Origin of the sequence: Actinomadura physcomitrii, from assembly GCF_008923205.2 — a bacterium.
GTDB classification, from domain to species: Bacteria; Actinomycetota; Actinomycetes; order Streptosporangiales; family Streptosporangiaceae; genus Spirillospora; species Spirillospora physcomitrii.
In genome coordinates this window covers 101,687-125,524 of sequence record NZ_WBMS02000016.1, presented here as the reverse complement: position 1 = coordinate 125,524, position 23,838 = coordinate 101,687, and the positions used below count along the sequence as shown (strand labels likewise).

At 72.6% G+C, this 23,838-nt stretch carries 24 protein-coding genes; 1 reads left to right on the top strand and 23 read right to left on the bottom strand.

Annotated features, from left to right (window positions below; translation table 11 throughout):
• Positions 1–15 precede the first annotated feature (15 nt).
• The 13 genes from F8568_RS21505 to F8568_RS21445 form a co-directional block, all read right to left on the bottom strand.
• Positions 16–1,647, bottom strand: a complete 1,632-nt coding sequence (locus F8568_RS21505) for an acyl-CoA synthetase (protein ID WP_151595526.1) — start codon at positions 1,645–1,647, stop codon at positions 16–18.
• Positions 1,648–1,658: 11 nt separating this feature from the next.
• A complete protein-coding gene (locus F8568_RS21500) occupies positions 1,659–2,885 on the bottom strand; it encodes a CaiB/BaiF CoA transferase family protein (RefSeq protein ID WP_151595524.1) in 1,227 nt (408 codons plus the stop codon).
• On the bottom strand, positions 2,878–3,825 hold the full coding sequence (locus F8568_RS21495; protein WP_160573700.1) for an LLM class flavin-dependent oxidoreductase: 948 nt from the start codon (positions 3,823–3,825) through the stop codon (positions 2,878–2,880). Before F8568_RS21495 ends, F8568_RS21500 begins: the two co-directional genes overlap by 8 nt.
• A gap of 36 nt (positions 3,826–3,861) precedes the next feature.
• On the bottom strand, positions 3,862–5,190 hold the full coding sequence (locus F8568_RS21490) for an amidase (RefSeq protein WP_151595520.1): 1,329 nt from the start codon (positions 5,188–5,190) through the stop codon (positions 3,862–3,864).
• The gene (locus F8568_RS21485; RefSeq protein WP_160573699.1) at positions 5,187–5,360 is read right to left on the bottom strand and encodes a hypothetical protein; all 174 of its coding nucleotides are present in this window, start codon (positions 5,358–5,360) and stop codon (positions 5,187–5,189) included. The genes F8568_RS21490 and F8568_RS21485 overlap by 4 nt, the downstream gene beginning before the upstream one ends.
• Positions 5,357–6,685, bottom strand: a complete 1,329-nt coding sequence (locus tag F8568_RS21480) for an ABC transporter substrate-binding protein (RefSeq protein WP_151595518.1) — start codon at positions 6,683–6,685, stop codon at positions 5,357–5,359. Before F8568_RS21480 ends, F8568_RS21485 begins: the two co-directional genes overlap by 4 nt.
• Positions 6,682–7,965 (bottom strand): branched-chain amino acid ABC transporter permease, encoded by a 1,284-nt coding sequence (locus tag F8568_RS21475; RefSeq protein WP_151595516.1) that lies wholly within the window; start codon positions 7,963–7,965, stop codon positions 6,682–6,684. Before F8568_RS21475 ends, F8568_RS21480 begins: the two co-directional genes overlap by 4 nt.
• Before the next feature lies 1 nt (position 7,966).
• Positions 7,967–8,860 carry a branched-chain amino acid ABC transporter permease gene (locus F8568_RS21470; RefSeq protein WP_151595514.1) on the bottom strand — a complete coding sequence of 298 codons (894 nt, stop codon included), beginning with the start codon at positions 8,858–8,860 and terminating at the stop codon, positions 7,967–7,969.
• Positions 8,861–8,891: 31 nt separating this feature from the next.
• A complete protein-coding gene (locus F8568_RS21465) occupies positions 8,892–9,626 on the bottom strand; it encodes an ABC transporter ATP-binding protein (RefSeq protein ID WP_151595512.1) in 735 nt (244 codons plus the stop codon).
• On the bottom strand, positions 9,623–10,378 hold the full coding sequence (locus F8568_RS21460; protein WP_151595510.1) for an ABC transporter ATP-binding protein: 756 nt from the start codon (positions 10,376–10,378) through the stop codon (positions 9,623–9,625). Before F8568_RS21460 ends, F8568_RS21465 begins: the two co-directional genes overlap by 4 nt.
• 122 nt (positions 10,379–10,500) lie before the next feature.
• Complete coding sequence (locus tag F8568_RS21455; RefSeq protein WP_151595508.1) at positions 10,501–10,995, bottom strand: Zn-ribbon domain-containing OB-fold protein; 495 nt, start codon at positions 10,993–10,995, stop codon at positions 10,501–10,503.
• 190 nt (positions 10,996–11,185) lie between these two features.
• On the bottom strand, positions 11,186–12,361 hold the full coding sequence (locus F8568_RS21450; protein WP_151595506.1) for a thiolase family protein: 1,176 nt from the start codon (positions 12,359–12,361) through the stop codon (positions 11,186–11,188).
• On the bottom strand, positions 12,358–13,422 hold the full coding sequence (locus F8568_RS21445; protein WP_151595504.1) for a thiolase C-terminal domain-containing protein: 1,065 nt from the start codon (positions 13,420–13,422) through the stop codon (positions 12,358–12,360). Before F8568_RS21445 ends, F8568_RS21450 begins: the two co-directional genes overlap by 4 nt.
• A gap of 206 nt (positions 13,423–13,628) precedes the next feature.
• Here F8568_RS21445 and F8568_RS21440 point away from each other — a divergent pair, with 206 nt between their 5' ends.
• A complete protein-coding gene (locus tag F8568_RS21440) occupies positions 13,629–13,880 on the top strand; it encodes a DUF4873 domain-containing protein (RefSeq protein ID WP_151595502.1) in 252 nt (83 codons plus the stop codon).
• A gap of 52 nt (positions 13,881–13,932) precedes the next feature.
• Here the strand turns inward: F8568_RS21440 and F8568_RS21435 are convergent, their stop codons facing one another.
• The 10 genes from F8568_RS21435 to F8568_RS21390 form a co-directional block, all read right to left on the bottom strand.
• The gene (locus F8568_RS21435) at positions 13,933–14,685 is read right to left on the bottom strand and encodes an SDR family NAD(P)-dependent oxidoreductase (RefSeq protein WP_151595500.1); all 753 of its coding nucleotides are present in this window, start codon (positions 14,683–14,685) and stop codon (positions 13,933–13,935) included.
• Positions 14,686–14,899: 214 nt separating this feature from the next.
• Entirely contained in the window at positions 14,900–16,219 is a 1,320-nt protein-coding gene (locus F8568_RS21430; RefSeq protein WP_151595498.1) for an ABC transporter substrate-binding protein, read from the bottom strand.
• A complete protein-coding gene (locus F8568_RS21425) occupies positions 16,200–16,580 on the bottom strand; it encodes a DUF742 domain-containing protein (protein WP_151595497.1) in 381 nt (126 codons plus the stop codon). The genes F8568_RS21430 and F8568_RS21425 overlap by 20 nt, the downstream gene beginning before the upstream one ends.
• Positions 16,580–18,901 (bottom strand): sensor histidine kinase, encoded by a 2,322-nt coding sequence (locus F8568_RS21420; RefSeq protein ID WP_160573698.1) that lies wholly within the window; start codon positions 18,899–18,901, stop codon positions 16,580–16,582. Before F8568_RS21420 ends, F8568_RS21425 begins: the two co-directional genes overlap by 1 nt.
• A gap of 273 nt (positions 18,902–19,174) precedes the next feature.
• Entirely contained in the window at positions 19,175–20,389 is a 1,215-nt protein-coding gene (locus F8568_RS21415) for a TetR/AcrR family transcriptional regulator (protein ID WP_151595493.1), read from the bottom strand.
• Positions 20,390–20,502: 113 nt separating this feature from the next.
• A complete protein-coding gene (locus F8568_RS21410) occupies positions 20,503–21,333 on the bottom strand; it encodes an SDR family NAD(P)-dependent oxidoreductase (RefSeq protein WP_151595492.1) in 831 nt (276 codons plus the stop codon).
• Positions 21,320–21,658 (bottom strand): hypothetical protein, encoded by a 339-nt coding sequence (locus tag F8568_RS21405; protein ID WP_151595490.1) that lies wholly within the window; start codon positions 21,656–21,658, stop codon positions 21,320–21,322. The genes F8568_RS21410 and F8568_RS21405 overlap by 14 nt, the downstream gene beginning before the upstream one ends.
• A complete protein-coding gene (locus F8568_RS21400) occupies positions 21,655–22,143 on the bottom strand; it encodes a MaoC/PaaZ C-terminal domain-containing protein (RefSeq protein WP_151595488.1) in 489 nt (162 codons plus the stop codon). The genes F8568_RS21405 and F8568_RS21400 overlap by 4 nt, the downstream gene beginning before the upstream one ends.
• On the bottom strand, positions 22,140–22,598 hold the full coding sequence (locus F8568_RS21395) for a MaoC family dehydratase N-terminal domain-containing protein (protein WP_151595486.1): 459 nt from the start codon (positions 22,596–22,598) through the stop codon (positions 22,140–22,142). Before F8568_RS21395 ends, F8568_RS21400 begins: the two co-directional genes overlap by 4 nt.
• A complete protein-coding gene (locus tag F8568_RS21390; protein WP_202125211.1) occupies positions 22,598–23,788 on the bottom strand; it encodes a lipid-transfer protein in 1,191 nt (396 codons plus the stop codon). The genes F8568_RS21395 and F8568_RS21390 overlap by 1 nt, the downstream gene beginning before the upstream one ends.
• Between the last annotated feature and the right edge of the window lie 50 nt (positions 23,789–23,838).

Sequence of the window (23,838 nt, the reverse complement as noted above, 5' to 3'; positions counted from 1 at the left end):
CCGGGCTCCGCCGGATCAGGCGGAGGCGGCCGGCGCCGACACGCCGGCCAGCTTGATCGCCAGCGACCTGATGTCCTTGAGGTCGGCCTTGCCGTTCGGGCCCCGCGACACCTGGTCGACGAAGAAGACCCGTTTCGGAGCCTTGTAGCCGGCCAGGTCGCCCCGCACGAACGCCACCAGGGCGTCCGGATCCTGGGCGCGCCCCGGCTCGAGCTCCACGACGGCGGTGACCGCCTCGCCGAACCGGTCGTCGGGGATGCCGACGACGACGGCGTCGGCGACGTCCGGGTGCCGCTTGATGACCTGCTCCACCTCTTCGGCGAAGACCTTCTCACCACCGGTGTTGATGCAGGCCGACCCCCGGCCGAGAAGCGTGGCCGTCCCGTCCTCGGCGACCACGGCGTAGTCGCCGGGCACCGAGTAGCGCTCGCCGCCGATGACGAGGAACGTCGCCGCGGTCTTGGCCTCGTCCTTGTAGTAGCCGAGCGGCTGGCGTCCCGCGAAGGCCATCAGCCCGACCTCGCCCGAGCCCGGGACGACGTCGGTGCCGTCCGGCCGGATCACCCGCATGCCCTTGCGCGGCGTGAACGATCCCGTGGGGACCGACGTGCCGTCCTTCGTCGTGGTCGACGACCCGATCGTGATCGCCTCGGACGCGCCGAAGACGTCGTTGATCAGCAGCTGCGGGACGTGCGCGAGCAGCCCCTGCTTGACCTCCTGGCTGAACATCACGCCGCCCGAGGTGATCGTCCGCCAGCCGGACAGGTCCCAGCGCCCGGGCTCGCGGTCGAGCGCCTCCAGCACCGGCTTGGCGAACGCGTCGCCGACCCAGCCCACGGACCAGACCTGCTCGCGCTCGACCGTGTCGAGGAGTTCCCCGGCGTCGAACGACCGCCCTTCGAGCAGCACGATCGCGCCTCCCCGGGCCAGGAACGGCACGCAACTGAAGACGCCCGCCCCGTGCATCAGCGGCGCGGCCGGCAGCAGCCGCCTGCCCGGGCTGGCCACGCGGCGCCTGGCGTACTCGAGGTCCTGGTCGGGCCCGTAGCGGCCGTTGGCCGCGTTGCCGAGGAGGACGAACACGTCGTCCTGGCGCCACATGACGCCCTTCGGCATCCCGGTCGTCCCCCCGGTGTAGAGCAGGATGAGGTCGTCGCCGCTGCGGACCGGCGGCGTCGCGGGGCGGCGGCCGGAGGCGGCGACCTCGTCGTAGGGGACGGCCCAGTCGGGGCACGCGGCGCCCGAGCCGTCGGCGCGCTGCAGCCAGAGCCGGACCTTCGGCAGGCCGTGCCGGACCTCGTCCACCACGGCGGTGAACTCGGCGTCGAAGACGACCGCCTCGGCATCGGCGTTGTCCCACAGGTAGGTGAGCTCGCCGGCCGAATAGCGGTAGTTGGTGTTGACCGGCACCATCGCGACCTTCAAGGCGGCGAGCAGCGACTCGACATAGGCCGGGCTGTTGCGCAGGTAGAGCGCCACCTTGGCCTGATGCCCGAGTCCGGCGTCCAGGAACGCCGCGCCGAGGGCCTCGGCCCGGGCGTCGAGCTCCGCCCAGCTCACGCGGCGCTCCCCCTGGATCACGGCGGGCGCGTCCGGCACTTCCTGCGCGACGACGTCCAGCACGTCGGCGATGTTCCAACCAGCCACAGCTGTGCTCCTCAGCTTCCCTGGACGCCGGCGATGCCGGCGTCGACCATCTCTCGCACGGCCGCGGCCGGCAGCCCGGCCACGCTCTCGAGGACTTCGACCGTGTGCTCGCCCAGCGCCGGGACGCGCGCCCCGGCGGCCGGCGTCACCGCGTCGTCGATGCGGAAGGGGGCCGACATCGCCCGGAACTCCCCGGCCGCGTCCGCCACCTGGGGAAAGGTCCGCCGGCCGGTCAGGTGGGCGTCGTCGAGCAGGTCCGCGGGGGTCCGGTGCCTGGCCGCGGGCACGCCGGCCGCCAGCAGCCGCGACTCCGCCTCGTCGGTCGAGAGCCCGCGCGACCAGGCCGCCATCGTCGCCTGCATCTCGTCCCAGTGCTCGGTGCGGGCGCCGATGTCGCGGTAGCGGTCGTCGCCGGCGAGCTCGGGCCGTCCCATCGCGCGGCACATCGCCGACCACCCGGTGTCGTTGACGATCGTGACGGCGATCCACCCGTCGAGCGTGGGCAGCGGGGGATGCGAGACGCGCGTGTCGGTGATGCCCGCCTGGACGGCCTGCAGCTCGTAGACGAGCACCGACATCATCGAGTCGACCAGGGAGACGTCGACGCGGCCGCCCGCGCCCGTCCGGTCCCGCCGCAGCAGCGCGGTGAGGACCGAGCCGTAGGCGACGGTGCCGCCGAGGATGTCCCCGATGTACACCCCGGTCGTCGGGGGAGGCGAACCGGGCGCCTGGTAGGGCAGCATCGCCATGTCGTAACCGGACGCGGCGTGGATCACGGGCGCGAAGGCGGCCCTGCCCGCGTCGGGGCCCTGCTGGCCGTACCCGGAGATCGAGCAGTAGACGAGCCGGTCGTTGACCGGCCGGCAGTCCTCGTATCCGAGCCCGAGCTTGGCGGCGACCCCGGGGCGCCACGCCTCGATGACCACGTCGGCGCGGGACACGAGCGCCATCAGGGCGGCGTGCCCGCGCGGCTGCTTGAGATCGAGCGCGACGCTGCGCTTGCCGACGTTGAGCTGCCCGAAGAAGCGGCTCTGGCCCTTCCTGCGCGGCCGGAGGTTGCGCATGTGGTCGCCGGTGAGGCTCTCGACCTTGATGACGTCGGCTCCCTGGTCGGCGAGCAGGCGCGCGCAGTGGGGCCCGGCCATCATGCTGCTCAGGTCGATGACCCGGACGCCGGCCAGCGGCCCGGTCGTGCCCCCTGCGGCGGACCCGGTGGTGTCCCCGGTGGTGTCAGGCATGGGCCACCTGCCGGCGCGCCAGCTCCGCCCGGATGCGCGGGACGACCTCGGTCGCGAGCATCTCGACGTGCCGCTCGGCGTAGGCCCGCGGGGCGGCCGCGCCGAAGATCACCGTGGTCGCGCCCGCGTCGATGTAGTCCAGGGTGCGGCGCACGGCGTGGTCGGGGTCTCCGACCACGAGGTAGCGGTCCACCATCGAGGAGAAGTCCTGGCGGTAGGTCTTGCCGAGGCTCTCCTCGGCGTACCGCACGGCGGTCGCGGTGTCCTCGTGGACGCAGGACCACAGGTAGGCGCCGCCCTCGATCGGCTCCGGCCGCTCGCGCCACGCGGCCACCTTGGCCAGCGACTCGGCCAGCATCTCGGGCGAGTACATGTACGGCATCCAGCCGTCGCCGTGCCGGGCCGCCCGGCGCATGGCCGCGTCCTTGCGGCCGGCGACCCAGATCGGCGGCCCGGGCCGCTGCACCGGTGCTGGAGCGATCCGCACCTTCTCGAAGGCGTAGTGGCGGCCCTCGTGGGACACGTCCTCCCCGCTCCACAGCCGCCGGATGACCTCCAGCGACTCGTCGGTGCGCGAGCCGCGCTCCGCGACGGGGACCCCGCAGGCGTCGAACTCGCGGGGGTTCTCGCCGCCGACGCCGATCCCGAAGAGGAACCGGCCGCCGCTGACGTTGTCGAGGGCGGCGGCCATCTTCGCGGCCAGTCCGGCGGGGTACAGCGGCAGGAGCGCGACGCTGCTCATCAGCCGCAGTTTCGTCGTCACCGCGGCCGCGGCCGCCAGCGAGACGAACGCGTTGGCGATCGGCAGGTTGAAGCTGACGTGCTCGCCGGTGGCGAGGATGTCCCAGCCCTGCGCCTCCATGGCGCGAGCCGTTTCGACGACCCGCTCGTCGGTGACCGTGATGACGGACCCGAACCGCACGCTCGGCCCGCCGGTCATCCGCTCTGCTCCTCGGTCCATGTCACGCGCATGACATTAGCCACCCCCTCCAAGGTCGTCAACACTAGTGTTGAAAAAATGCGCGGGCACGGCCCGGTGCCATCCCGTCCGCGACTGGAAGGCGTGGCCGAGCCGCAGCACGGCGGACTCCCCGAACGGCGCGGCGGCGATCTGCAACCCCAGCGGCAGCCCGTCCGCCGCCGGCCGCATGGGGACCGACAGCGCCGGGCAGCCGGTGGAGTTCCAGTACCCGGTGTGCACATGGCGCATCCAGCGCTCGAACCCGGGGCTCACGCTCCCGACCGGCGGGGCCGTGACCGAGGCCGTCGGTGAGACGACCACGTCCACGCTCTCGAAGAGCCCGCGCAGCTCCCGGACCGCGGCACGCCTCACCCGCTGCGCGTCCAGGTAGTCGGCCGCCGTGTAGTAGATCCCCGGCGCGACGCTCTCCCGGAAGCCGGGCGAGTAGTCGTCCCACCGTTCGGCGAGCCGCGCCCGGTGCTCCGCCAGGGACTCGCAGCGCAGGGTGACCCGGTGCGCCGCCAGCACGCGCCGGTACGCCGGCGGCTCGACCGGCACCGGACGGCAGCCGAGGTCGCCCAGCACCTCCAGCGCCTCGTCGTACGCCGTCCACAGGCCGGGAGCCTCCCAGGGCGCGTCCGGCCGCCATACGCCGACGCGAAGGCCCCGGACGTCGCGCTCCAGCTCCGCCGCGTAGTCGGGTACCGGCCGGTCGGCCGAGTCGGGGTCGCCGTCGTCGGGCCCGGCCAGGACGCCCAGCAGGACCGCGCAGTCCCGCACCGTCCGCGCCATCGGCCCGATGGTGTCGGCGCTGGCGGCGAGCGCCCGGGAACCGGAGTTCGGCACGCGGCCGAAGGACGGCTTCAGCCCGGTGACCCCGCAGAAGGCGGCCGGCATCCGGATGCTCCCGCCGGTGTCGGTGCCGAGCGCCGCCCTCACCATGCCGGCGGCGACGGCCGCCGCGGACCCCGAACTCGACCCTCCGGTCCAGCGGTCCCGGTCCCACGGGTTGCGCGGGACCGGGAAGGGGCCGTCCGGATCGGGGGCCCCGATCGCGTACTCCATCGTCGAGGTCTTGCCCGCGACAGCGGCGCCGGCCGCCCTCGTCCGCGCCACGGCGACCGCGTCCGCGGCGGCGGGGTCGCCGGACTCGACCCTGCTCTGCGCGAGCGTCGGCAGGCCCGCGACGTCGATCACGTCCTTGATCCCGAGCCACCAGCCCGCGAGCGGTCCGTGCGGCGCCGCCGGTCCGGCGGCGCCGTCGCGGTCGAGGGTGACGAAGGCGCCGAGCCCGGCGTCGAGTCCGGCGATGCGGTCCAGCCGGGCGGCCCGGTCCGTGCTCACCGCTCCTCCCGCAGCGCCGCGGCGGCGTGCCGGGCCTCGGCCAGCCCGGCGGCGAGCTCGGCCACCTCGTCCTCGGAAGGCCGGAGGCCGTGCAGCGCCAGGAGCGTCTCGACCACCGCCCTGCCGCCGGTGTCTCCGCCGGGCTCGCCGCCGTGCCGGCCTTGTGTCATCGGCCCTTCACGACCGTCTTGGCGATGTCGTAGTGCCCGACCTTCTCCCCCGCGGCCGGGGGGACGTAGGTCCCGATCTGCACCGAGTCGAAGATCAGCGGGTCCTTGACCCCGTCGGTCTGGAACCGGATGCCGGGCAGCGACTGGGGGTTCTGGAAGTCGGAGTGCCACATGACCTTCAGCAGGTTCACCCGGTTCAGGCCGCCGTCCATCTTCGCGGCGGTGCGCATGGCGTACTCGATGTAGCGGCCCAGCAGCACGCCGTCCGGCGGGGTGCCGACGATGCTCAGGTTCTCGTCCTTGAGCACCTTGATCGTCTCCTTCACGGTCGGGTCGTCGGCCCACTTCGCGTCCGCGGGGTCCTTGCGGTTCAGGGCGACGTGGGTGCCCTTGCCGTCGGGGTCGATGGGCGAGAAGGTCGCGCCCACCTGCCCGCAGGTGGTGGACACGTAGACCTGCGGGTGCCACGACGAGGCGGCGATGCCGCTCAGCCCCTGGCCGCAGAACGCGCTGGTCGTCCCGAGGATCGCGACGTCGGCCTTGGAGGCCGCCATGGTCGTGATCTGGTTCGTGATGCTCGGCGCCGTGGGCGCGTGGCGCTGCTGGCTGACCAGCTTGATGTCGCCCTGGCTCGCGCATTCCTGCAGCTTCTTGGCGTAGGCGTCACCGAAGTCGTTGTCCATGGCGAGGTAGGAGACGGAGGCGCCCTTGCCCTTGCGGGCGACGATGTCCTGGCACCAGATGTCGGCCTCGGTCGCGTACGGCAGCAGCCCGCCCTGGATCCACGGGTCCTTGTCGGGATGGCCGACCAGGTCGAGGCTGCCGGTGCCGCCCACGATCTGCGGGATGCACGCCTGGCTCATCAGCGGCTGCGCCGCGATGTTGTTCGCCGTCCCGATGACGTAGAAGAAGGAGAAGATCTTTCCCGACGCGATCATGTCCTGGACGTTGGTCTTGGTGCGGGCCGGGTCGTAGGCGTCGTCCCGGATCTCCACCTCGACCTTCTTGCCGTCGACGGGGTCGGTGGCGTTGACGTGGTCGAACCACGCCTTCACCCCGTCGGCGAGACCGCCGACGCCGGCGAGCGGCCCGGAGCGCGGCGCGCTGATGCCGAGCGTGATCGAGTCCTTGGTGATCCCTCCGGTCTGGTTCCACGTCGAGGGGCACTTGTCGAGGTCCGCCTTGACGCCGGTGCCGACCTCGACCGTGCCGGTCATGCGGCCGCCGGACGACGACTTGGCGACGCTGCTGGAGCACGCGCCGGCGCCGATGACGAGCATGAGGCTCGTCGCCAGTCCCGCGCACGCCTTGGGAATTCGGTTCACGATCGTGTCTCCCGTCGGTTGGGCGACATGGCGTTCGCCCGTGCAGAGGTGGTGGGAGCGGTGTCCGGCTCCGCGGTGCGGGCCGGAGTCTGAGCGGTCCCCGGTTCGGGGGGCGTGGCCCGGCCGCCGGAGGCGGCCGGGGCGTCGGTTCGGCCGGTGCCGAGCGGGCGGAGGAAGCCGAGCCTGCGGCCCAGGCCCGCGACTCCGCCGGGCAGCACCAGTGGGAAGAGGATGAGCAGCAGGCCGAGCAGGAACGACGCCGTCGGCCCGACCAGCCACCGGTCCGGCACGGCCGGGATGTGCTTGATCTGCCCGGTGATGACGGGGAGGTAGGCGACGGCGAAGCCGCCGGCCACCGCGCCCCCGAGGGCCCGGTGGCCGCCGAGGATCATGCCGAACAGCAGGTAGATCGCGAGGGTGAGGCCGAACGTCTCGGGCGCGACGATCCGGAAGACCAGGGCGTAGAGCCCGCCGGCGACGCCCGCGACGAGCCCGCTGAGCCCGAAGACCATGACCTTGAGCCGCGCGACGTGCACGCCGCTCGCCGCCGCGCCGATGCCGTGGTCGCGGACGGCGTGCACGGCGCGGCCGGTGCGGCCCCGCACGACACCGGCGACGAGCCAGAAGACGGCGAGCGTGGCGGCGAGGACGAGGTAGAAGATCCAGACCGAGGCGGCCTGCGCGGGCCCCAGCGCATACGTGCCGATGTAGGACGGCCCGATGCCGGGCAGGTGGCCGAGCCAGGTCGGCACCTGGCCGATGAAGTCCGGGGCGCTCGGCGTGTACTTGAGCGACAGGCCGTTCGAGCCGCCCGTGTGCCCTGAGATCACCGGCAGCCGGACCAGCGAGGGGAGCACCGATGCCAGCGTGATGGTCACCAGTGCCAGGTACGCGCCCTCGATCCGCAGCGCCGGCAGGCCGACCGCGATCCCCAGCAGCCCGCACACGAGCGCGGCGGCGACGACGCACAGCGCGAACGGCAGCGCCGTCTCGTTGCTGAGGATCATGGTCAGGTACGCGCCCACGCCCATGAAGAAGCCGGCCGTGAGGGAGAGCTGCCCGCCGTGGCCGACGAGGACGACGAGGCTGAGCACCGCCAGGCCGGCGACGACCGCGTAGCTGAGGACGTCGATGCTGAGCGGGATCGTGTTGCCGAACACCGCGAACTGCGGCGAGTTGACCAGCATGTACGGCAGGATCAGCGCGAGCAGCGCGAGGACCGCCGTCCAGCCGGCGCGCCGGCGCGTCCGGCGCGATCGGAGGATGTTCGTGGCCGCCATGTCAGACCCTCGCCGCCGAAGCCGCCCCGAACAGCCCGTTGGGTCTCCAGACGAGCACGAGCACCAGCACCAGCAGCGCGACGACCATGCCGAGTTCCGGCGGGACCCAGTGCACGTAGCCGATCACCAGGCTCTCGGTGAGGCCGAGCGTCAGCCCCCCGGCGAGCGAGCCCCAGAGGCTGTCGAGTCCGCCGAGCACCGCGGCCGCCGCGGCGAAGATCAGCACTCGCTCCATGACCCCGGTGTCGAGCTGGCGGAGCGGGTCGGACACGTAGAGCGTCGCCGCCAGGGTGCCGATGGCGGCCGCCAGCGCCCAGCTGACGCCGATGACCCGGTTGACGCGGATGCCGACGAGCTGCGCGGAGTCGATCGTGTTGGCCACCGCGCGGAAGGAGAGCCCGATGCGGGTCCGGCGCAGCAGCAGCGTCAGCCCGACCAGGGTCAGGACGGAGACCGCCAGGACGCCGAGCGTGTACCAGCGAAGCGACGCCGACCCGAAGGCGACGGCGTTGCCGCGCGGGAAGACCGAGGGGATCCGGCGGGGCTCGAAACCGAAGACGATGGCCGCCAGCGCGTTGAGCGCCAGCAGGAGGCCGAGCGTCACAAGGACGATCGGGAGGTGGTCGCGGGGGTCGAAGCGCTGGATCAGGACGCGGTGCAGCACCGCCCCGCCCGCGGCGCTGAGCGCCATGGCGACGAGCAGCGCCACGTACAGGTTGACGCCGTGCCCGACGGCCAGGACGTAGACGGTGAAGGCGCCGCAGAGCGCCATCTCCCCCTGGGCGAAGTTGATCAATGCCGTCGCTTTGTAGATGAGCACCAGCGACAGCGCGACGCTCGCGTAGAGCGCGCCGGTCGCGATGCCGTCGAAGATCCTGGCGATGAATAGGTCCACGTCACGTCCTCGTGTGGGGGTGAAGGGCGGTCTACTGACCGAGGTAGGCCTTCTGGATCTCGTCCTTGGCCATGAGGTCCGCGGCGGTCCCTTCCAGGACGATGCGGCCCGCCTCCAGGACGTAGCCGCGGTCCGCGAGCTCCAGCGCGATGTTGGCGTTCTGCTCGACGAGCAGGACGGTGACGCCGAGCTCGGCGCGCAGCCGGCCCAGTGTCGCGAAGAGGTCCGCCACGACCAGGGGCGCGAGTCCGAGGGACGGCTCGTCCAGGAGCAGCAGGCGCGGGCGCATCATCATCGCGCGGGCCACGGCGAGCATCTGCTGCTCGCCTCCCGACAGGTTGCCCGCGGGCTTGCGGCGGCGCTCCTTCAGCCGCGGGAAGGTCGCGAACCAGTGGTCGAGGTCCGCCTCGATCTCGCCGCGGTCGCGGCGGGTCATCGCGCCGACCCGCAGGTTGTCCTCGACGGACAGGTCCGTGAAGGTGCCGCGGCCCTGGGGGACGTGGGCGATCCCGTGGCGGGCCGCGTCCGCGGGGGCGGTGCCGATCAGGCTCAGGGCGCCGGCCTCGGAGGTGTACTCGAGGCTGCCGGTGACCTGGACGATGCTGCCGGTGATCGCCCGCAGCGTCGTCGTCTTCCCCGCGCCGTTCGCGCCCAGCAGGGCGACCACCTCGCCCTCGCCGAGCCGGAAGGACGCCTCGCGGAGCGCCTGGAGCGGGCCGTAGCTCGCGGAGAGGTTCTCGGCGGCGAGCACCGTGCCGGCCGTCATGCCGCGACCCCGAGGTAGGCGGCGACCACGCGCTCGTCGCGGCGGACGTCCGCCGGGGTGCCCTCGGCGATCTTCGTGCCGGAGTCCAGGACCACCACCTGGCGGGACAGCCTCATGATCATGCCCATGTGGTGCTCCACGAGGAGGACGGTGAGCCCGTCGCTCTCGGCGACGTCCTGGATCAGGTCGGCGAGGGCGTCGACCTCCGAGTGCGTCAGGCCCCCGGCCGGCTCGTCGAGCAGCAGCAGCCGGGGCCGGGCCATGAGGGCCCGGGCCAGCTCGACCCGCTTGAGGGTGCCGAAGGGCAGGTCGGCCGCGAGGTGGCCGGCGTGCTCGGCGATGCCGAGGCGCTCCAGGACCTCGTCGGCCTCCGCGCGGAGGCGGCGCTCCTCGGTCCTCGTGCCCAGCCGCAGGGCGGAGGCCAGCATCGTCGCCCGCGACCGGCAGTGCGCGCCGACCATCACGTTCTCGCGGACCGTCATGGTCGGCCACAGGGCGAGGTTCTGGAAGGTCCGCGCGATGCCCATCCGCATGACCTGGTGGCGGGGTCGCGCCAGCAGGTCGGCGCCGTCGAAGGTGACCGAGCCCTCCGTCGGCGTGTACACCCGGCTGACGACGTTGAACAGTGTCGTCTTGCCGGCGCCGTTGGGCCCGATGAGCGCGCATATGCCGCCCTCGGGCACCGAGAACGACAGGTCGCTGAGCGCCCGGACCCCACCGAAGTGAAGGCTCACGTGCCGCACGTCGAGCATGCCCACTCCATTCCACACCTGTGTTGATTCCTGGACTGTAACCAGCATCACAGGACGCGTCAACGCCCGTGTTGAAAAAGCTTCAACACGGGCGTTGGTCGAGATCGGAGCAGGTAGGGACGTCAGTCCGCGAGCACGAAGCTGAAGTCCGTCATGCGGCCCTGCGGCTCCGCGACGAACGACAGCCGCACCCGCGGCTGCTCGAACAGCCGGGCGGCGGCCGCGTCGATGTCGGAGCAGTCCACTCCCGTCACGACGTTGACGAGCGCCGTGTCGGCGCCGTCGAGGGTGACGTAGGCCAGGACCACCGGGGGCTCGGGCAGGCCGGGGAAGGCCGCCGTGATGATGGTGAAGGTCTCCAGCGTCCCTTCGTTGGACACCGGGACCCACTCGGTCGTGCGCTCGAAGCAGGCGTCGCAGAACGACCGGGCCGGGACGAGCAGTCGCCGGCACTTCGGGCACCGCGTGCCCATCACGCGCCGGTTCTCGCGGATCTCGGCGAAGAACCGGCTGGCCGCGTTACCGGCGAAGTAGGTGAACGCGAAATCCCACCTCCCCGGGATCTCGACCGGCTCGACATCGGTGACATCGGTGATGAGGTCCTGATCTGCGGCCACTAGGGCACCCTCTTTCTCGTGGACGACGGCACCGTGCTCGCCGCCGGACGTCGGTCTGCGCCGGTCGGCCGCCGGAGGCCGTGCGGCCCCCGCCGCCCCGGGCCTGACCGGGACAGGCACCGACCGGATGTCGGGAAGCCGGATCCGCGGGCCGCGAAGTCGCGCGACCCCCGGTGGCGGGCGAAGGCCGTCACGACCTCGCCGGCGGCCGCTGCGCGCCGAGCACGCACACGGTCGAGAACTGCGTGGCGCCCCCCTGCCCCGTGGCCAGCGCTCTGCGCACACCGGGAACCTGCCGGTCCCCCGCGCGGCCGCGCACCTGGAGGGCGGCCTCGGCGATCCGGACGAGCGCGGTCGCGCTCACCGGATTCGCCGCCTGCGGGCCGCCCGACGGGTTGAACACCGGAAGCTCGGGGTCGACGCCCTGGCGGTCCACGAAGGCGGGACCGTCCTCCGCCTTGCACAGTCCGAGCGCGGGATAGGTCATCGCCTCCGCGCTGGAGAACGGCGAGTACAGCTCGATGACGTTGATCTCGTGGACGGGGTCGGTGACGCCCGCGTCGGCATACGCCCTCTCGGCCGACATGCGCAGGGTCAGCAGGTCGACCAGGGTCGCCTCGGGGCGGTGGATCCGGTCGCCCATCGCGTAGCTGTCCGACGTCGAGGCCATCCCCTGGATCCAGGCCGGGGTGCGCCCCTGCGCGCTCCGCTCGTCCGCGATCACGATGGCGCACGCCCCTTCGGACATCGGGCACGCCTCGTAGCGGTGGATCGGCCACGCCAGCAGCGGGGAGTCCATGACGTCCTGCGGGCTGTAGTCCTTGTGGATGTGCGCGAGCGGGTTCTTCAACGCGTTCCGGTAGTTGCGCGAGGCGATCTTGGCCCAGTGCTCCTCGGTGTACCCGTACATCCGCATGAGCATCGAGGCCCGCAGCGCCGCCATCGTGATGGTGGTCAGCGGGAAGTCCTTCTCGTAGACCGGGTCGAAGATCGTGTTGAAGACCTGCTGCGACGACGTCGCCTGGCCCATCCGCTCGAGCGAGACCACCAGGGCCGCCCGGGCCCGTCCCGACGCGACGTACGACGCGCCGCTGAAGGCGGCGGACGATCCGGTGACCCCGCCCGTGTTGACGCGCAGGTGCGGCTTGCCGGCACCGATGATCGCCGTCTTCTCACCGCAGATCTCGCCGCTCAGCGCGTCCGGGGCGACGCCCTGGACGACCACGTCGACATCGTCGATCGTCATCCCCGCGTCGTCCAGCGCCAGCTTGGCCGACTCCCAGATGAGATCGGACGAGGACTTGTCCTTGTGCGCCCGCCGGTAGCCGGTCTGCCCGACTCCGACGATCGCGACCGGGTTGCTCATGCCGCCTCCAGAACGATCGCGGTCTGGGTCTGGGACCCGATCGTGGACGATCCGGTCGCCAGGGCCCTGCGGGGGGCGTCCTGCTGGACGGGACCGGCCGTGCCGCGCAGTTGCAGGGTCGCCTCGACGATCCGGGCCAGGCCCATCGCCGGAGCGCAGTAGCCGGCGGCGCAACCGCCGCTCGGGTTGACCGAATCGTGTTCGGCCAGATAGCCGAAGGCGGAGCCGGGCTCCGCCAGGCCGAGCGCCTCGACGGCCAGCGCCTCGTCGAAACCGGTCAGCGCGTCCAGTTCGACGACTTCCACGTCGGACAGGGCCGCGCCCGCGTCCGCGAGCGCCTTGCCCGCGGCGTCCACGAGTGCCGGCATCCCGACCAGGTCGCGGTCGCCGAGGTGGTACGGGTCGGACGACTGGCCCATCCCCGCGACCTTCACACCGGCCGGCTCCGTCGACATCACCACGGCGACGGCGAAGTCCGCCCAGACCGGCAGCTCCTCGGGCCGGAGCGGATACGGCGCGGACTGCTGGACGCCGCTCTGCGTCACCGCCCGCGGGTTGCGGGCGGCCCGCTCCCTCCGGCGCCGCCAGGCGGCGTCGCGGCCGGCCGTGCCGTGCCGCTGGATCCACGCCTGGGCGCGCAAAGCGGATACGGCCAGCTCGTCGAGCCCGACCGGCCTGCCGAAGAACGGGTCGAAGAGTCCATGGGAGACGGCGTCGACGTCGTGCTCGCTGGCCCGGCCCCAGCCGGCGACGATCGTCCGCCGGTTGTGCCCCGCCTCGAGCCGGGTCATCGCGGCCGCGAACGCTCCCGCCCCGTCGTCCCCGTAGCGGATCTCATCGCGCAGGTAGGCGGCCGCGGCGGGTGCCGTGACCATGCTCGACAACGAGCGGCCGTCGACCAGGTCGTGCGCGGCGAGGACGACGGAATCGATGCCCTCCAACGGCTGCCCGGAATCGTCGATCGCCGCGCGCACCGCGTCGAAGATCAGGTCGGTGAGACTTCGGTCGCGGTCGCGCCACGAGGCGTCGAGCGCGACGCCCTCGATGAATAGATCGGTCACCCGGCCTTGGTACCACGGGCCCCCGGCACCCGTCAACAATAGTGTTGACTACCCGTGGCCCGCCGAGCAGGGCGCCCGCGTCCAGCCCCCGGCCGCCGGCATCGCTGTACGGCGCTCGATATCGGCTGCGGAGAACGTCCGACCTCAGCGCTACGGTGCGTCTTCATGAACACACTCCACACCTGTCGCGGCGAGAAGGCCCCGGCGTGAGCCGCTACAGGGGACCCGCCACCCTGATCAGCAGCGAGGGAAGCGAGGTCGAGGTCTATGTCGATCTGCGCGCCAAGCAGCGGGAGTGGTCCGGGACCGCGACCATTGCCGACTTCGATGCCGGCGCCCCTCACGACCAGACGCTGAGGCTTCCCGACGGCCGCGAGGCACAGATCACGCTCGGCGCCTCGGAGGCCTGGTCTGACGTCATCGCGCTGGTCGGAAGTGGTCCGCCGCCTTTCGCCTGATCCGTCCGGAGGCGGTCGCCCGCCGGCGCGATGGCGTCCGGGCCGCCGGGTCTCAGCCCCCGGCGGTCCAGCCGCCGTCGACGACGAGGTGGGAACCGGTCACGAAGGACGCGTCGTCGGAGGCGAGGAACGCGGCGACCGCGGCGACCTCGTCGGGGTGGCCGGGGCGGTCGAGCGCCGACTTCGAGGCCGCGCTCCGCACCGCCGACGGGAACTCCTTCTCCCCCATCAGGGTCATTCCTGTCGGGTAGATGAACCCCGGGCAGATGGCGTTCACGCGCACGTTGTGCCTGCCCCACTCGCGCGCGGCGGTCCGGGTCATCGACAGGATGCCCGCCTTGGACGCGCCGTAGGCGCCCGTGTGCGGGGAGGACACCAGCCCGCCGACGGACGACCAGTTGACGATCGACCCGCCGCCGCCGGCGACCATGGCCGGGATCGCGTACTTCATGCCGAGCAGGACGCTCTTGAGGTTGATGGCCATGAGCCGGTCGAACTCGTCCTCGTCGACGTCGGGGATGGCGGCCTGCGCGATCCCGGCGACGCCCACGACATTGCACAGGACGTCGAGCCGGCCGTACCGTCCGGTCGCCTCGCCGATGAGCGCCTCGACCTCGGCAGCGCGGGTGACGTCCGCGCTCACCGCGACGATGGCGTCGCTCTCGGCGGCGGTGTCCTTCTCGGCACCGCTCACGTCGGCGGCGATGACCGTCGCGCCTTCCCGGGCGAGCCGGAGGGCGGTGGAGCGGCCCTGCCCGATCCCGGCGCCGGTGACGATCGCGATCTTTCCCTGGAGGCGTGCCATGACCTTCCTTTCGGCGGGCTCGGCGGCCGGCGCGCGGATGGCTTCGGGTCCGACCGTCTCGGCCGAGGGCTCGACCGCACCTCTCTCCGAAGAGCCGCACTATGTAAGTGAATATACACTTTCTTCTGGCCGGGTAAAGGCGCAGAACGACGTGCTGGGCCGTTCGACGAGGCGGGCAGCGGCGGATCGTGACGGCGGGCCCGCACGCCTGTGATCACTTGGTGCTGTAGCAGGGGGCTTTCAGCCGGTAGCCGCGCGCGGTCAGGCCCGCCGCGAAATCGGTGATCGTCCTGATGCCGGTGAACGCGTGCTCGTCCGGCTTGCCGATCGTCGACTCCCGGAAGGCCGAGACGTCCGCGGCCGCGGACCGGTTCCCCGCCTCGGCGGGCATGATGCCTTCGTAGTTCACGTGCTTGAGCTCGTGGACGGCGCGGAGCAGCCCCGCCCGGGTCAGGTCCTTGGCCGCGACAGCGTGCTGGATGACCTCTTTCAGCGGATAGGACAGGGCCCATCCGGTGGTGTACGAGTCGTCCGGCTCGACCCGGCCGAGCGCCAGCCGCATCGCGGTGTAGCCGGGCGAGTCGGTGGCGAACGGCTTGTACGGTGCCGCTATCAGGTACCGCTCCTTCATGGCGGCGAAGGCGGGGCTCCGCACCAGGCTCTTCGACCACGTCGGGTTGTCGCCGATGAAGTGCCCCTTGTAGCCGGCTTGGACGGTCTTGGCGACGATGGTGGCCGCGTCGGCGGGGCCCGTGGTCAGCACGACCAGGTCGGGCCGGCGCGACAGGACGGCGCGCACGGCGGCCGCCTGCTCCGCCGTGCTCTTGCCGGGCGTCCCCTGGACCGTCGGCACGTCGATGTACGACACGCCGCGCGCGCCGGCCGCGGCCTTCACTCCGGCGGCCGCGTCGTCGCCGTAGTCACCGGAGTAGTGGACCACCATCACGCTCTTGGCCTTGAAGTGGTCGACGCCGTAGTCGACGCCGTTCATGGCCTCGAAGCAGTAGGACGCGCCCGACTCCAGGACGTTGTCCTCGAACACCCACTTCGAGGTGAACGAGGCGGGTACCGCGATCATCCTGTCGGCGCGCAGTCTCCCCAGGATCGCGTCGGTGGTCGGCGACCCGAGCGTCTGCGCCAGGGCCAGCACCTTGCCCTTGATCTCGTCGTAGGCGCTGGTCTGGACCCGGGGGTCGTAGTGGTTGTCGCGGACGTAGGTGGTGACGTCGACGTCGTAGCCGCCGATGCCGCCCTGGTGGTTCACCCGGTCCCAGAACGCTCGCTGCGCCTGGGTGATCGGCGCGCCCTGCGACCTGAACGGCCCGGTGGTCAGGTCGGACAGGGAGCCGAGGTAGATGCAGCCGTGGCCCTTGTTGACCGGGTGCGGGCACGGCTCGCGCGTCACGCCCGGCGTACGGGCGGCCGGCGGGCCGTCGTGTGCGGCACTGCAGCCGGCGGCGCCCAGCGTCGCCGCCAGCAGCGCGCTCGCGAGCAGCGCCTTCGCTCGCCTCGGGTCACAGCGCACGGAGACCATCGATCACTTCCCTGAGAAGACGTGGGTCGGGACGCCCCGCCCGGGTCACGGCCGGCCGCCGCACGTGCACCAGTCCCCGCTCCAGCAGGTCGTTCAGCAGGATGCGCACGACGCCGACGGGCAGGACGAGGTCGGAGGCGAGTTCGGCGACCGTCTGCGGGTGCACGCACAGTTCGAGGATCCGCTCGTCCTCCGGTCCGAGCGTCCGCGGATCGGGCGGCGGGACCTCGGCGGTGACGACGACCGCGATGAGATCGATCGCGGCGCCCCTGCGCCCCGTCCTGCCCCTGGCCACGGCGAACGGGCGGACCACGGGCCCGGCCTGCTCGTCCACCCAGAGTTCGTCCGGGTCCTGCGGCATCAGTCGCCGCCCGGACCGGACGGGGGCCGATGCCGGGCGTCCTCGGCGGGATCGGCGGCGGCCCGCCCGCGCTGCCAGCCGCGCTGCAGCCTCGACACCAGGCGGCCGGCGGCCTCCGGCGACCGGTCGGGCGACGGCGCGTCGGCGGGCCCGGCCGGTGCCCGCCGGAGCTGGGGCGCGAGGCTCTTCTGCCGCTGCCGCTTCGGCAGCCCTTCCCGGCCGCCGTCCGCCATGCCGGCCTCGCCGCCGTGGCCCGGACGGCGGCTCTCCCGGGCGTAGGGCTCCGCGATGGGCACCCCCTCCAGAGCCGGAGGCGAGGCGTGTATCGCGCGTCGCCGGTCTTCCTCGCGCCCGGTGTCCGGCCGGCGGGAGACGGCGGCCAGGTACGTGCGGTCGCCCGGTCCCGCGTCCACTTCGCCCCTGCGCGCCCCCGGCGGCTCGATGACGAGCTCCTGCGGGATAAGGACGATCGCGGTGACCCCGCCGTAGCCCGACGGGCGCAGCGTCACCTTGACGCCGTGCCGCGCCGCGAGCCGCGCCACGACGAACAGGCCGAGCTGGACCGAGCCGTCGAAGTCGATCTCGGGGTCGGTGGCGAGCAGGGCGTTCAGCCGGTCCTGCTCCGCCGGGGACAGGCCGAGCCCGCGGTCCTCGACCTCGATCGCGAAGCCGTGCGCGACCTCGGTGCCCGTCACCCGGATCATGGTCGTCGGCGGGGAGAACGCGGCGGCGTTCTCGATCAGCTCGGCCAGCAGGTGGATGGTGTCGGCCACCGCGCGGCCGGACAGGGCCGCGTGCCCCATCGGCACGACCTCGACCCGGGTGAAGTCCGCGACCTCCGACGCCGCCGCGCGCGCCACGTCCATCAGCCGGACCGGGTGGCGCCAGCTGCGCCCGGACGGCCGCCCGGACAGGATGACCAGCCCTTCCGCGTGCCGGCGCATCCGGGTCGCCAGGTGGTCGAGCTCGAAGAGGCCCGCCAGGGCGTCGGGGTCCTCGGTGTCGCGCTCCATCCGCTCCAGCAGGCCGAGCAGGTGCTGCAGCAGGGACTGGTTGCGCCGGGCCAGCGTGACGAACACCTCGTTGAGGCGCCGGTGCGCGGCCGCCTCGCCCGCCGACGCGCGGACGACGGCCCTGCGCGCCTCGGTGAACGCCGCGTCGATCCGGCCGATCTCGGTCACCGTGAACGCCGGCCGGGTCGCGGGTTCCGCGTCGCCCACGGGCTCCCCCCGGCGGGCCCGCTCGGTGATCGCCGGGATCTGGTCCTGGGTGAAGGCGGCCACCTCGCCGGCGAGGTCCCGGCTCTCCCGGATCAGCCGGCGGCCCATCCGGACCGCGATGACGATCGCGGCCACCACGGCGAGGAGGCCGAGGCCTCCGGTCAGGGCGAGCCGCAGCAGCACCGCGTCCGCCTTCTGGGCGGCGCGCTGCGAGGTGGCCGCGCGGATTCCGGACGAGAGCCCGACCAGTTCGGCGTTCACCGACTCGGTCGAGGTGTGCCAGGCCCCGACGTCCACGGGCGGGCGACCCTTGGTGGCCCCGGCCGCGATCAGCTGCTCCTCCAGCCGGGTGAACAGGGTGAACTCCGGGCCGGCGACGATCGCCTTGTACCGGTCGCGGTCGGCGGCGGGCAGCGCCCCGGTCGACTCGCCGTACAGGAAGCGGCGCGTCCCCGACAGCTCCACCAGCCGCCGGTGCTCGGTGCCGCTGAGCTTGTGCGCCGCCAGCGCACCGGTGATCAGCGCGTCCTCCTGCGACAGGTTCTCCCGGGCGCGCTCCAGGGTGTCGAGGAGCCGGGTGTCGCGGGCGATGCGGTCGTCGGACGAGCGGGTCTCGGAGTAGATCTCGGCCGCGAGATCGATGAATCCGGTGTACCGGGCCAGGGCCTGCGCGCGGTCGATCAGGCGCCGGTCGACCAGACTGCGGACGGTGTCCAGTTCGCCCAGCGAGGCGGCCAGCTCGGCCATCCGGCGCCTGGTCTCGGGCGCGGCCGCGCCCCGGACGGCGGGATCCGCCGCCGACCGGCGGAAAGCCGCCCGGGTGCGGTCCGTCTGCGCCCGCTGGGCGTCGAACCCGGCCCTGCCGATGGTGGCGTCGTCGCCCAGGTAGGACAGCGACATGCGCCGCTCGTTCTGCAGGGCGTCGATCATCGCGTCGGTCGGCCGGACGACCTTGTCGGTGAAGGTCCGCGACCGTGCCTGCCGCAGGGCGTCCCCGAGCGTGCCGCCGGCCGCGAAACCCCACAGCGCGACCAGTGCGATGATCGGCGGGACGAGCAGAATGACGATCCTCGTCCTGACCGATCGCGCCCGTCGGGTCATCGCGTCTCCCCCGCTACCGACGCGTCCGTGCCGGTGGCGACCCGCTCCGCCGCGACTGTGACGCATCTCTCAGCTGTGCGCCTGAACGTAGCTTTCCCAGTGGGCAAAACGGGCCATTTTGCGCCCCATCCCGAAAAAGTTATTAAATGGTGACTATCTTGACTTGGCAGGTCAGTCACGTGAATCGGACAGTGTCGTGCCCACTTCAGGCCACAGAAGCCGTTTAGGCGGGACGGGTATGAGACACTGCGCGGCCGTCCTTGCCTGAGCGGATCACCGGACCGCTTCGGCCTGATCGCCGTTTCGGGGGCCGTGCGCGGACGGTGCGAGCAACGCCGTCGTCGCCAGTTCGATGAGTGCGGCCTCGATGCCGGGTACCCGGCCGATGGCGCGTTCGCGGGCGATCTCGTTCACCGCCATGAGGACGGCCTGCACCACGAACTGGGCTCGCGCTTCGTCCAGGTCGCGGCGGGTGGCGACACAGAGCCGGACCCACTCGCCGACGTAGTCCCGCTGGGCCTGGATCAGCGGTTCGGCCTGCTCGCCGAGGCTGTGCAGCTCCGCGACGAGAGCGTCCACGAACCCGGTGTGCCGGAGGGCGAACGTCGAGTAGACCTCGATCAGCCGGCGCAGCGCGGCCGTTTCGTCGGCGGCCTCGCTCAAGGCGTCGTCGAGCGTTATCTGCAGGTAGCCGTTGCCGCGGTGCAGCCCTTCCAGCAGGATCTCCGACTTGGTGCCGAAATGGTGGTAGATGCTGGACGGCGACATGCCGACCGCGGCGGCGATCTCCGTCATCCCCGTGCCGGAGTAGGTCTGCTCGGCGAAGATCCGGAACGCGGTGTGCAGGATCTGCTCGCGCTTGGTGCCGCGGGTCAGCCTCGCCGGAAGGGGCGGCGCGGCCGACGGCACCGGAACGGTGGGCCGCGCGTCCAGCACCGCGGAGGCGGTGCCGACCAGCACCGAGCGGAACCTCGCCGGGGTGAGGGTCCCGTGGTGGAAGGCCGGGCTGAGCAGGACCGCCAGGGCCATCCGCGCCGCCAGGCGCTCCGCGGAGACCGTCGCCGCCGCCGGTCCCCCCACCGCCCGCACGAAGGTGTTCCGCAGCTCGGCCAGCCGTTCGGCGCGGGCCGCGAACGCGTCGGGGGGCAGGTTCCGCGCCTCCCGCTCCCACAGCACGGCGGCCGAGCGGTGGTCGAGGGCGAACCGGGCGACCGCGTCCACGGTCCCGCGCCGGACGTCGGGGTCCGCGGCGCCGCTGCCGAGCGCGTCGGCGAACCGGTCCAGCGCGTGATCGACCGCCGCGCCGAGGAGCTTGTCCTTCCCCGCGAAGTGCCGGTAGAGCGCCGACGGACCGAAGCCGACCTGCTCGGCGATGTCCCCCACCGAGACCGAGTCGAAGCCCCGGTCGGCGAACAGGGCCGCGGCGGCCTCGACGATCAGCTCGCGCCGGTTCGCCGGGCGACGGCGCCGGACCGCGGTCCCCTCCATCGTGCCGGCCCGCCTTTCCCCGAGGTCGCGTGAAGGCCGATCGCTCCGGCCCCGGCCAGGGTAGATGTGCGCGGCCCGCGAGTCGACCGCGGGCCGCGCACGCCGCTCCCCGGCTAGAGGCGGAAGCCTCCGCCGCAGACCAGGGTCTGCCCGCTGATGTAGTCGGACTCGGGGATGCACAGCAGGTAGACCGCGCCGGCCGCCTCGCCGGGCGTCCCGGCGCGTCCGAGCGGGATGCCGGCCTCCATCGCGTCGAGCAGCCGGGGGCTGACGCCGACCTTTATCTCCCTTCCCTGGACGTCGATCGTGCTGCCGCCGTCGGCCGGCGCCTCGGTGAGCCGCGTCCTGATCAGGCCGAACGCGACGGTGTTGACGGTCGTGTTCAACCGTCCCCACTCCTTGGCCAGCGTCTTGGTCAGGCCGGTGACCCCGGCCTTCGCCGCGGCGTAGTTGGCCTGGCCCGCATTGCCGCCCAGGCCCGCGATCGAGGAGATGTTCACGACCTTCCGGCACGGGACCGGCTCGCCCGCCGCCTTCGCCTCCTTGACGGCGGCGGAGATCACCGGTTGCGCGGCGCGCAGGATCCGGAACGGCGCCTTGAGGTGGACGTCGAGGACGGCGTCCCACTGCTCGTCGGTCATCTTCTGGATGACGGTGTCCCAGGTGTATCCGGCGTTGTTCACGATGATGTCCAGCCCGCCGAACCGGTCCACGGCCGTCTTCACGAACCGCTCGGCGAACCCGTCCTCGGTGACGCTGCCGGTGCAGGCGACCGCCCGGCCGCCGGCGGCGGCGATGGCCGCCACCGTGCCGGCGGCCGGTTCCTCGTCGAGGTCGTTGACGACGACGGCGGCGCCGTCGCCGGCCAGCTTCAGTGCGATCTCCCGGCCGATTCCGCGTCCGGAGCCGGTGACGATCGCGATCTTGCCGTCAAGCTTCGTCATGGTGTGCTCCCTGGTCGTCGTTCGGTGAGGTGTGCGGTGAGCCATGCGACGGCGATCGTCGACCACGTGGCGGCGGCGCCGTGGGGCAGGGGGCGGTCGTCTGCCACTCAACGGGCGCCCCGAGCTTGTGGTAGCGGGTGAACGGGCGGGAGCGGATCAGCGTGCCGGGCGGGTCCGGCACCGTGGCCGGTGGCGTGTAGAACGCGTCCCGCTGAGGCACGACCGACCCCGGTGTACCGGCGGGCCCGGAGTCCGCCCACGCCGTGCCGCCGCTCAGGGCGAGCAGGACGGCCGCGAGGGTCGGCAGGACGCGGCCGCGGTTCATGAGCTTCTCCCCGCGGGGAGGTGCGCGCCCTCGTCGAGGGTCCGCTCCGGCGTGCGGGTCATGGCAGCGCTCTCGCATGCGATGGTGGCCTGGCCTGTCAAGGTCACCGTGCCGTCGGCGAGCGTCACCCCGACGTCGACGGTGGCGAGGCCGCCGTCGACCGCGACGACCCTGCCGGTACAGGTGGGCTGTGCGTGCACCGGCGTGAGCGCGGTGAACCGCACCTCGAACGACCGGATCCGGTCCTGGGGCACCCATCCGGTGAGCAGGCGGCCGAGGTAGGCCATGCTCAGCATCCCCTGGGCGAAGACGTCGTCAAAGCCGGCCGCGCGGGCGTCGTCGAGATCGATGTGGATCGGGTTGTGGTCACCGCTGGCGCCCGCGAACAGGGCGAGGTCGGCGCGCGAGATCGGCGGCAGGGCCAGCGCGGGCAGCTCGGCTCCGACGCGCACCTCGACCTCGGTGCGGGACGATGGCGGGCTCATTCGCTCACCTCCGGGTGACGCACGACGATCACGGCCCGGGCCCGCGCGACGTGGTCGCCGCCGCGGCGGATGTCGGTCGTCTTCTCGAGCAGTTCCATCGCGCCGCCCCGTTTGACGGTCACGTCGGTGATGCGTTCCGACAGCACGAGCGTGTCGCCGGCGTAGGCCGTCCGCGCGTACTCGAACCGCTGCCGGCCGTGCAGGATCCGGCGCCGGTCGACGCCGAGCGCGTCGAGGTATCCGAAGGGATCGGGAGCCTCGAGCCCGAGGCTGAAGAAGAACGTCGGCGGCACGGGGAGATCGCGGTGGCCCGCGTCCTGGGCGGCCTCGACGTCGGTGTAGACCGGATCGGTCTCGCCGATCGACCGGGCGAACATGCGCAGCCGGCCTCGTTCGACCTCGACGGCGAACGAGGGGAACCGCAGCGCGCGGGCCCGCGCGATGTCGATCGCCATCAGTTCACCTTCTCGTAGAGGGTGACCACGGCCGCTCCGCCGAGACCGATGTTGTGCTGCAGGGCGAGGGTGACGCCGTCCACCTGGCGGTCGCCGGCCCGCCCGCGCAGCTGCCAGGTCAGCTCGGCGCACTGGGCGAGGCCGGTGGCGCCGAGCGGATGCCCCTTGGACAGCAGGCCGCCGGACGGGTTGGTCACCACGCGTCCGCCGTAGGTGTTGTCGCCGTCGCGGACGAACCGCTCGGCCGTGCCGTCCGGGGTGAGCCGGAGCGCCTCGTAGCTCAGCAGTTCGTTGGTGGTGAAGCAGTCGTGCAGTTCGACGATGCGGATGTCCTCGGGCGAGACCCCGGCGGCGTCGTACACCTCGTCGGCGGCCCGGCGCGCCATCTCGAAGCCGACCAGGTTCGGCGGGTTCTCGAAGGTGTCCGGACGGTCCGTGGTCATGGCCTGCGCGGCGATCGCGACGTCGGTGCGCAGCCCGTGGCGGCGCGCGAAGTCGGCGCTCGTGACGATCGCGGCGGCGGCGCCGCAGGTGGGCGGGCAGCACTGGAGCCGGGTCAGCGGACCGTAGATGCGCGGTGAGGCGAGCACCTCCTCGAGGGTCACCTCGTCGCGGAACACGGCGTAGGGGTTGTGCTTCGCGTGGCGGCGCGCCTTCACCGCGATCATCGCGAAGGTCGCGGGGTCCACGCCGTGCCGCTCGGCGTAGGCGGCCCCGGCGGCTCCGAACAGCCGCGCCGCGAACGGCGCGTCGCCGGTGCCGCCGTCCGTGTCGGCGTCGTGCTTGTCGGCGAAGCCGATGAACTCGTCGAACGGGCTCGGGCGGTCGGGCCACTTCACCGTGAGGGCGCCGCGCTCCATCTGCTCGAACCCGAAGGCGAGCACGCATTCGGCGGCGCCGCCGGCCACCGCCTGCCGCGCGAGCCAGAGGGCCGAGGAGCCGGTCGAGCAGTTGTTGTTGACGTTCACGACCGGGATACCGGTCATGCCCACGCCGTACAGCGCCCGCTGACCGCTCGTCGAATCGCCGTAGACGTACCCGGCGTACGCCTGCTGCACCTGATCGAGACCGATCCCGGCGTCCGCGAGCGCGTTGCGCACCGCCGCCGCGGCCTGCACGTCGTACGGCTCGCTCCGGCTCGGCGTCGAGAACGGCACCATGCCGACCCCGGCGATATGGACCCGCCGCATGTCCCCTCCTGTCATCGTGCCTGTCGTGTTGACGAACGAGAATTCACTTA